The sequence below is a fragment of the Salipiger sp. genome (assembly GCF_059781815.1).
Map to the genome: position 1 here is coordinate 1 of NZ_JBYNAH010000233.1, position 8,047 is coordinate 8,047.

General features: G+C 64.8%; 6 protein-coding genes. 2 read left to right on the plus strand and 4 right to left on the minus strand.

Annotation, left to right across the window (positions count from 1 at the left end; all coding sequences use genetic code 11):
• Window positions 1–24 precede the first annotated feature (24 nt).
• Window positions 25–1,074 (minus strand): multiple monosaccharide ABC transporter substrate-binding protein, encoded by a 1,050-nt coding sequence (gene chvE, locus AC6RA4_RS20925; protein WP_500163625.1) that lies wholly within the window; start codon window positions 1,072–1,074, stop codon window positions 25–27.
• A gap of 153 nt (window positions 1,075–1,227) precedes the next feature.
• On the opposite strand from chvE, the gene AC6RA4_RS20930 reads away from it, so the two are divergent.
• Entirely contained in the window at window positions 1,228–2,145 is a 918-nt protein-coding gene (locus AC6RA4_RS20930) for a LysR family transcriptional regulator (RefSeq protein ID WP_500163627.1), read from the plus strand.
• Window positions 2,146–2,406: 261 nt separating this feature from the next.
• Here the strand turns inward: AC6RA4_RS20930 and AC6RA4_RS20935 are convergent, their stop codons facing one another.
• Genes AC6RA4_RS20935 through AC6RA4_RS20945 form a run of 3 tightly spaced genes read right to left on the minus strand, consistent with a single transcriptional unit; the run spans window position 2,407 to window position 6,237 of the window.
• On the minus strand, window positions 2,407–3,717 hold the full coding sequence (locus AC6RA4_RS20935; RefSeq protein ID WP_500163629.1) for a c-type cytochrome: 1,311 nt from the start codon (window positions 3,715–3,717) through the stop codon (window positions 2,407–2,409).
• A gap of 3 nt (window positions 3,718–3,720) precedes the next feature.
• Window positions 3,721–5,505 carry a GMC family oxidoreductase gene (locus AC6RA4_RS20940; protein ID WP_500163631.1) on the minus strand — a complete coding sequence of 595 codons (1,785 nt, stop codon included), beginning with the start codon at window positions 5,503–5,505 and terminating at the stop codon, window positions 3,721–3,723.
• An 18-nt stretch (window positions 5,506–5,523) separates the two neighbouring features.
• Window positions 5,524–6,237 carry a gluconate 2-dehydrogenase subunit 3 family protein gene (locus AC6RA4_RS20945; RefSeq protein ID WP_500163633.1) on the minus strand — a complete coding sequence of 238 codons (714 nt, stop codon included), beginning with the start codon at window positions 6,235–6,237 and terminating at the stop codon, window positions 5,524–5,526.
• Window positions 6,238–6,727: 490 nt separating this feature from the next.
• Between AC6RA4_RS20945 and AC6RA4_RS20950 the strand changes: the two genes are divergently transcribed.
• Entirely contained in the window at window positions 6,728–7,756 is a 1,029-nt protein-coding gene (locus tag AC6RA4_RS20950; RefSeq protein WP_500163635.1) for a LacI family DNA-binding transcriptional regulator, read from the plus strand.
• The last annotated feature ends 291 nt before the right edge of the window (window positions 7,757–8,047 follow it).

Sequence of the window (8,047 nt, forward strand, 5' to 3'; positions counted from 1 at the left end):
GGGCGGCCCCGGGCTCCGGTCTGCTCAGAACTCCGAGGCGTCGTGGTAGCCGCTCTCGACGACGATCTCTTTCCAGTTCGAGCTGTCCACCAGCACTGGCTTGAGCAGGTAGGACGGGACCACCTTCTCGCCGTTGTCGTAGGTCTCGGTGTCGTTGATCTCGGGTTCGGTGCCGGCCTGCAGCGCCTCGACCATGTCGACCGCCACGCCCGCCAGTTCGCGGGTGTCCTTGAAGACCGTCGAATACTGCTCGCCGGCGATGATCGACTTCACCGAGGGAAGCTCTGCGTCCTGCCCGGTGACGATGGGCATCTCGAGATCGCCATTGCCGTATCCTACGCCCTTGAGCGAGCTGAGGATGCCGATCGACAGACCGTCATAGGGCGACAGAACGCCATGCACGTGCGCGTCGGTGTAGTGCGCCGAGAGTAGGTTATCCATCCGCGCCTGCGCCACCGCGCCGTCCCAGCGCAGGGTGCCGACGGTGTCCATGCCCATCTGCCCCGAGACGATCTTGACGGTGCCATCGTCGATCAGCGGCTGCAGCACCGACATGGCGCCGTTGTAGAAGAAATACGCGTTGTTGTCGTCCGGCGAGCCGCCGAACAGCTCGACATTGTAGGGGCCGTCGCCGAAGCGCTCCTTCATGCCGTCGACCAGCGACGACGCCTGCAGCACGCCGACCTGGAAGTTGTCGAAGGTGGCGTAGTAGCTGACATAGGGGCTGTCGCGGATCAGGCGGTCGTAGCTAATCACCGGGATGTCGGCGTAATAGGCGTTTTCCAGCGCGTTCGAGAGCGTGGTGCCGTCGATCGCCGCGATGACCAGAACGTTGACCCCTCGGGTGATCATGTTCTCGATCTGGCTGACCTGGTTCGGAATGTCGTCTTCGGCGTATTGCAGGATCGTGTCATAGCCGGCGGCCTGAAGCTGCTCCTCCATCGAGTTGCCGTCTGAAATCCAGCGGGCGGACGACTTGGTCGGCATGGCGATGCCGATCAGGCCGTCGGCATAGGCGCCGGTAGCCAGCACAAGAGCGGCGGCCGAAACGGCCGCAAGGGACTTGATAGTCATGATCTCCTCCACATTCGCGGCCGGCTCCTCACGCCTTGGTGGCCGCTGATCAGTTCTTGGTCTCCTCAACCATCAACTGCGTAGCTTTGTGGAGCCATATCTGTAAAATGCTATCTTGGATGAAATCCATATCAACTTTGTTATGGCGGGCAGATGGATCTGAGCAGGCGGCTGAAACCCATTCACCTGAGACTGATCGACGAGATCGCGAAGCGGCAGAAGCTGCAGCTCGCGGCCGAGGCGCTGTCGATCTCGCAGCCCGCGGCCAGCCGGATGCTCGCCGAGATCGAGGCCAACATGGGGGCGCCGCTCTTCGTGCGCCATCCGCGCTGGATGGAGCCGACGCAGGCGGGGCGGGCGGTGCTGCGCCACGTGCGGGTGATCCTGTGGGAGCTCGAGACGCTCGAGGCCGAGGTCGAGAGCATCGCCGGCGGCCGGGCAGGGGTGGTGCGGGTCGGCGCGGTGACCGGCCCGGCGGTGGGCTGTCTGATGCCGGCGCTGCGCAAGGTGAAGGACGAGAGCCCCGACATCGAGACCACGATCGAGGTCGGCCCGTCGATGCAACTGCTGCGCGGTCTGCGGGAGGGGCGGCTCGATTTCATCATCGCGCGGCTTCCGTCGGAGCAGGACAGTAGTGAGTTTCACGTTTATCCCGCCCGTTCCGAGCGCGTAGCGCTTCTGGTGCGCGACACTCATCCGCTGGCGGGCGTGCCGGACCTGCCGCTCCAGGCGGTGGCGGGCTTTGAGTGGGTAATCCAGGAGCGTGGCTCACCGATCCGGCAGGCGGTGGAGGCAGCCTTTCTCGAGGCCGGCACCCCGGTGCCGGCGAACGTCTCGAACTCCTCGTCTCTGCTGATCGCGCTGTCGATCATTGCGCAGGCCGACGTTGTATCGCCGCAATCCGAGGAGGTCGTAGAGATCCTGACTGGCGGCGCGCTCGGGGCGCGGCTTGTGGCGCTCCAGATGGCCTGCGACATGACGGTCTCTCCGTATTTCGTGCTTTCCAACCGCAGCCAGCAACTCCCGCGCGCCTCCGAGCGGGTGCTCGAGGAAGTCCTGAAGCTGCTGTGAAAACGGCCGGCGCCAGTGTTTGAGCCGGTGGGGGTGTGAGGCGCACGCATAAACTTCGAAGCCGCAAGCTTCACGGCGCAGCTGGGAACGTTTCCATCGCACCTTCGCCTCTTCTTCCGGGGCTTCCGACCTCTCACTGCGCCGGAACGACCAAGCGAGTTGAAGGACAGTGACGAGATCGCATAGCGGGGTGTTCCCCCGCCAGAAAAGGAGCCGCAGGAGATGTGCTCCCCTGCGGCGCAATCTCTAGCGATGTCCGGGTCAGTTGCCCGGCATGCGCAGCGGATCGCGGGCGCCGAGTGCGCCGCGCATCTCCGAGACCGCATCCGGCGAGACCGCCTCGGCGCCATTGCCGAAGCTGTTGCGCACATAGGTCAGGATGTCAGCGACCTGCAGGTCGTCCATCTTCCAGGCGAAGGAGGGCATGCCGGCCGCCGTCTCCGCCGTATGGCTGTGCGGCGCGCGGGCGCCTTTCAGCATCACGTGGATCATGTTGGTTGGGTCCGCCAGCAGGCCTTTGTTGTCTGCGAAGGCGGGAACCATACCTTCAATCCCCTCACCATTCAGACCGTGGCAGGCGGAGCAGTTGATCTCGTAGACATTGGAGAGCCGTGACGTCTCGCTGTCGTCGAGCGCCGCTGCTGCAGGGGCCGGCGTGTCGGAGGCCGGAAGCATGCTCAGGTAGGTGCCGACCGCCAGCGCATCCTCTTCGGTGAGGTGCTGCAGTGAGTGCTCCACCGCCTCGGCCATCGGGCCCGCCGCGACGGCGACGCCGTCCGAGCCGGTCTTGAGGTAACGCGCGATCTCCTCGGTCGAGCTGCCACCGAGGCCCACATGTGGGTTTGGCGTCAGGTCGGGCGCGTACCAGTCGCCGATGTTACCGCCCTGCAGGTAAGCGCTCTCGACCTCGGCCCCGAGCGCATTTCGCGGACTGTGGCAGGCGGCACAGTGACCTCCGCCATCGACGATGTACTTGCCGCGATTCCACTTGTGGCTTTCGCCCTCAACCGGGCTGAAACCCTGGTTGTCGAAGAACAGCATGTCCCAGCCGGCCATGGCGAGGCGGATGTTGAACGGGAAGGCCATACCGGCATTCTCGTCGATGTCGTTCGACACCGGCGCGACGGTGGACATGTAGGCCCAGAGATCGTGCATGTCCTCGTCGGTGAACTTGGCATAGGCGGTGTAGGGCATCGCCGGGTAGAGCATGCCGTGCTGGCCGATGCCCTGCCTCAGCGCGTTGAAGAAGTCCTTCTCGGTCATCCCGCCGATGCCGGTCTCGGGATCGGGGGTGATGTTCGAGGAGATCAGCGTGCCGAAGGGGGTCGCGATCTCGTAGCCACCGGCGAACTCGCCATCCTCGCGCGTGTGGCAGGCGGCGCAGTCACCGATACGCATGACGTATTCGCCGCGCTCGACGGCCTCGGTGTCGTCGCTGCTGAACTTGGCCAGGGTCACCGTGTCATCGGCCACCGACGAGCGCGAGGTGTTCAGCGATGTCCACGCCCAGACACCGACCACGGCGGCCGCGATCACCGCGACGCCGCCTGCGATCTTGATCCATTTTGCCATCGGTTATGCCTCCACCAGCGGGCCAGGGTTGTTGATGTAGGTCTCGTGAATGGCACGCGCTGCGCGTACCGCGAGCGCCCCAACGGTGAGCGTCGGGTTGTAGCCGCCGTTGTTGGGGAACGCCGAGGCGCCGACCGAGAACACGTTGTGACAGTCCCAGCTCTGCAGATACGGGTTCAACGCCGAGGTTCGGGGGGTCGCCCCCATGACCAGACCGCCGATGGTGTGTGAGCTGTGCTGCTTGTAGGGGTTCCACGAAGCCTCTGCCTGATTGTCGATCATCAGGTCCTCACCGCCCGCCTCGCGCATGATCTCGACCGCCTTCTTGGTGGTGTAGTCGATCATCGCTTTGTCGTTGCGGTTCCAGTCGAAGGTCAGACGCAGGAGCGGCTGGCCATGGCGGTCCTTGTAGGTCGGATCGAGCGACAGGTACGCGTCGCGCGTCGGCATCGAGGTGCCCTGAACGAAGATGTTGGCCACCTCCTGGTAATCCCGCGCATAGGCCTCTTTCCACTCCGAGCCCCAGCGCTTGTTGCCCGGGCGGATGGCGTTCATGTTGGCGATCGGGCGACCGTTGGTCGAATAGCCCATGATGCCCGCGCCGCCGATGAACTCGAGGTCGCCGTGGTCGAAATTGTCGCCGTTGAAATCGTCGATCTGCACGCCGAGCGCGCCGCCGCCGATGAAGGGGTTCATCTTGGCGCCCGAGAAGAAGCCGGTGACCGAAGAGCAGGTCTGATAGCTATAGTTGCGGCCGATGGTGCCCCGCTCGGTGACCGGGTCGTACTGCTCGCCGATGCCCGAGAGCAGCATAAGGCGGACGTTGTCCATCTGGTAGGCGGTGATGCAGACCACGTCGGCGGGTTGGAAGCCTTCCTCACCGTCGCGTGTGATGAACTTCACGCCGGTCACGGTCTTGCCGTCCTCGTGTTTCACAGCGTGCAGGACCTCGGTCTCGGTCAGCACGGTGAAGTTTGACCGGCGCATCAGCGCTGGCAGGATGCAGGCCTGCGGGCTGGACTTCGAGAAGTTGCCGCAGCCGTGGAAATCGCAGAAACCGCAATAGGTGCAGGGCCCCATGGTGACACCCAGCGGGTTCACGTAGGCCTGCGAGATATTGCCTGCCGGAATGGTGAACGGGTTGTACCCCATGCCTTCAGTAGTCTCGCGGTACATGGACATCCAGTTGGTATCCTTGAGCTGCGGGGTCGGGTACTCGCGCTCGCGCGGGCCCTCGAAGATGTTGCCGCCCGGGATCTTCTCGCCGTTGAGGTTGCCCGCCTTGCCCGAGGTGCCGGCGATACGCTCGAAGCGATCGTAAAAGGGGGCCATCTCCTCGTAGCTGACGCCCCAGTCCTGTAGCTGCAGACCCTCTCCCATCAGGCTATCGAGCCGGTCCTGGCCGTAGCGCTCGGCGGTCTGAGTCGCGACCTCGAAATCCCACGGCAGGAAGCGCCAGGACATGCCGGCCCAGTGCGTGCCGGCACCGCCGACATTCCAGCCGAACTGGAAGGCGTTCCAGTTGCGCACGGGCGCCGCCTGCTGGCCGGTCCGGTTGCGGAAGGTGGTGGTTTCCACGCTCATCGGCTGCAATAACTCGCGGCGGGTGTGCCAGCGAAGCTCGTCGGGATCGACGGCGGGGGGGAAATCGGTCGAAGTGTCGCGCCATGCGCCGCGCTCGATGGCGACCACGTTGAGGCCGGCGCGGGTGAGCTCTTCGGCCATGATCGAGCCGGCCCAGCCGAGCCCGACGATGACCACGTCGGCCTTGGGACGTTCGTTTGCCATTGGGGTGTCTCCTTGGCCTTAGTCGTTCGGGATCAGGCTGACGGGCGTCAGGCCGAGATCCTCGTTGCGCCGATCCACGTAGGGCCGGAAATCGTAGCGCGCGCCTGGGAAGCCGATCATCTTCCAACCCGCCATGTCGCGATTGCCGCCGTAAAGCGGGTCGGCGAGGTAGCCTTCGCGCGCGTTCTGCAGCATCAGTTCGAAGAAGGCCTGCCCGTCGACGTCCTCGCCGAGGTCGATCTCGCCGGCTTCCAGCCCGGTCAGGATCTCGTCGATGCGGTCGGGGGAGAGGGCGTGAAAGGCTGCACCGTCTGCGGACTGCGCAAACGCCTCGAGCGCCTCGAGCCCGGCCTCATAGCGCTGCCGCGGCGTGGCGAGGAACTGAGGCGAGCCCATGATCTCCTCCTCGAGCTCGGGGCGCAGCGGCGCCTCGAGATAGAGTGCCTTGCCGGCGCCGTAATCGCCGGCGAGCTGATCGTCGAGAAACTCGAGACAGCCGGCCTCCGAGGCGGAGGGGCCGAACGCGTCCGCCGGGATCAGGCGGTCGAAGACCGCGCGGACGGTCTTCTGATCGGTGTCGCTCTTTAGCACACGAAAGCCGCCGCCGCTGCGCGCGGGCGTCGGCAGGTGGTCGGCGGACATGGCGGTCTGCTTGGGAAAGCCCTTCAGCTCGGCAGCGCCTGCACGCGAGGCGAGGCCCCCGGCAGCGGCCATCGATCCAAGGGAGAACAAGGCTTCTCTTCGGTTCATCGGGTACCTCTGGTCTGCACCGACGCCGCTCTCGGCCGGCACGAAGCGGTCCCGTACCGGCGGGGCAGGCGGGATCGCCCCTGGACTGGCTGAGGCGTCGATGTGTCGAACTGGCGGAAACGGCCGCGTGGGCGACCGTGGCATCGGCTGGGGGAGGCCATCTCGCGCCGGATGCCGGGGCGCGCGACGGTCGTCATATCATGTCCAGCGCGCCGGGGCTCGTGAGTGGTGGCGTCTGGCGAAGGCTGGCGCTGTATACTGCGGTATTTCGTCGGGGCAGGACCGGCAAGGCGCGACGGGGTAAAGAGTCAACCGAGATACGCTTTTCCCTCGGAATGAGAGGTCATGAATGACATAGGCCTTCTTTTTGAGGGCTCGTCCTGCGCGCGGCTCTGCCATTGCCCTCACGTGAACAACTGCTAGAACGGCAATTAGGGAGGAGCCGCGCGATCAGTCAGCGAAAGGCCCGACCTTGTCAGCACGTATCACCATCGCAGAACTGGCACGCGAGGCGCGCGTCAGCGTCTCGACCATCGACCGGATTCTCAGCGGCAGAAGCCGGGTGAAGCCCGCGACGGTGAACCATGTACTCGCGACGGCTGAACGCATCGGCTTTCACGCGACAGGATCGATCCGTAGCCGCCGCGCGGTGCCGGGCCCGGCCCGGACTTTCGGCTTCCTTCTCAACGACAGTGCCCGGCATTTCTATGACCTGATGAGCCGGCGCATCGCGCGAGAGGTGGCTGCGCAGACCGGGATCGACGGCACTGCGGTCATCTCTCATGTCACCGATCTCGACCCGGCCCGCACCGCGGACGCGCTGCTGGCGCTTGGCGAGACCTGCGATGCCATCGCCGCGGTCTGCATCGATCACCCGCGGATCAACCGGGCCGTGGACGCGTTGGCCGAGCGCGGCATCCCGGTGGTCACCATGCTGTCGGACATCTCGTCGCCGCAGTGCCGGGGCTTCGTCGGCTCGAACGACTGGCAGCTCGGTCGCTCCGCGGGGTGGTTCGTGACGCGGCTCTGCCCGAAGGGCGGCAAGATCGGGCTGGTTCCGGGAAATCCGCGCTACATGTGCCAGCAATCGCTCGCCGCAAGCTTCCGTACCTTCATCGCGGAGGGCCCCGATGCAGCCTACGGTCTCGTCGAGGCGGCATCGACGGAAGAGAGCGACAACCGCGCCCGCACGGTGGTGTCCCAACTTCTTCAGGCGCATCCGGACATCGTGGCGGTGCTTGTGCTCGGCGGCGGTCTCGAAGGTGCGGCACAAGCGCTCACGCAGGGCGGAACGCGGCCTTTCCTGATCGGCACCGAACTCACGGAACAGACCCGCGCCATGCTCACCGACGGCGGGATTGACATGATCCTTGCCCATCCCGGGAGGGAGGTTGCACACGAGGTGGTGCAGGCCCTGATCCGAGTAACCGATGCGGGCGAACGCAGCAGCCACATCCAGAAGATTATACCGTTCGAGGTTGTGATCGGCGAGAATTGTTGAAGTGACGCGGCGCAGGATTGTACCAAGAATCACGCGATGCGTCTGCTGTACTAAGCGGCCCAAAGCGCCTTGCTTGCGGGAGACGAACCGGAGTTGACCCGTCGGATCATCCGGAGACCGACCGATCGCCGCGATCCACAGGTTTGCCGGTGCGTGGTGATTTGCTCTGTGTAGGCGCGTAAATGCAATTCTATTGTTTTACATAATCCCTATTACAGGATTTACGAGGGTGCGCGGGTGGATTCACATCCGAAGTGCAAATTCTGTATGAAAACAGAATATTGCATGGAG

Coding starts and splice junctions, on each gene's coding strand:
- chvE (WP_500163625.1), bottom strand. CDS start 1,074: ATGACTATCAAGTCCCTTGCGGCCGTTTCGGCCGCCGCTCTTGTGCTG.
- AC6RA4_RS20930 (WP_500163627.1), top strand. CDS start 1,228: ATGGATCTGAGCAGGCGGCTGAAACCCATTCACCTGAGACTGATCGAC.
- AC6RA4_RS20935 (WP_500163629.1), bottom strand. CDS start 3,717: ATGGCAAAATGGATCAAGATCGCAGGCGGCGTCGCGGTGATCGCGGCC.
- AC6RA4_RS20940 (WP_500163631.1), bottom strand. CDS start 5,505: ATGGCAAACGAACGTCCCAAGGCCGACGTGGTCATCGTCGGGCTCGGC.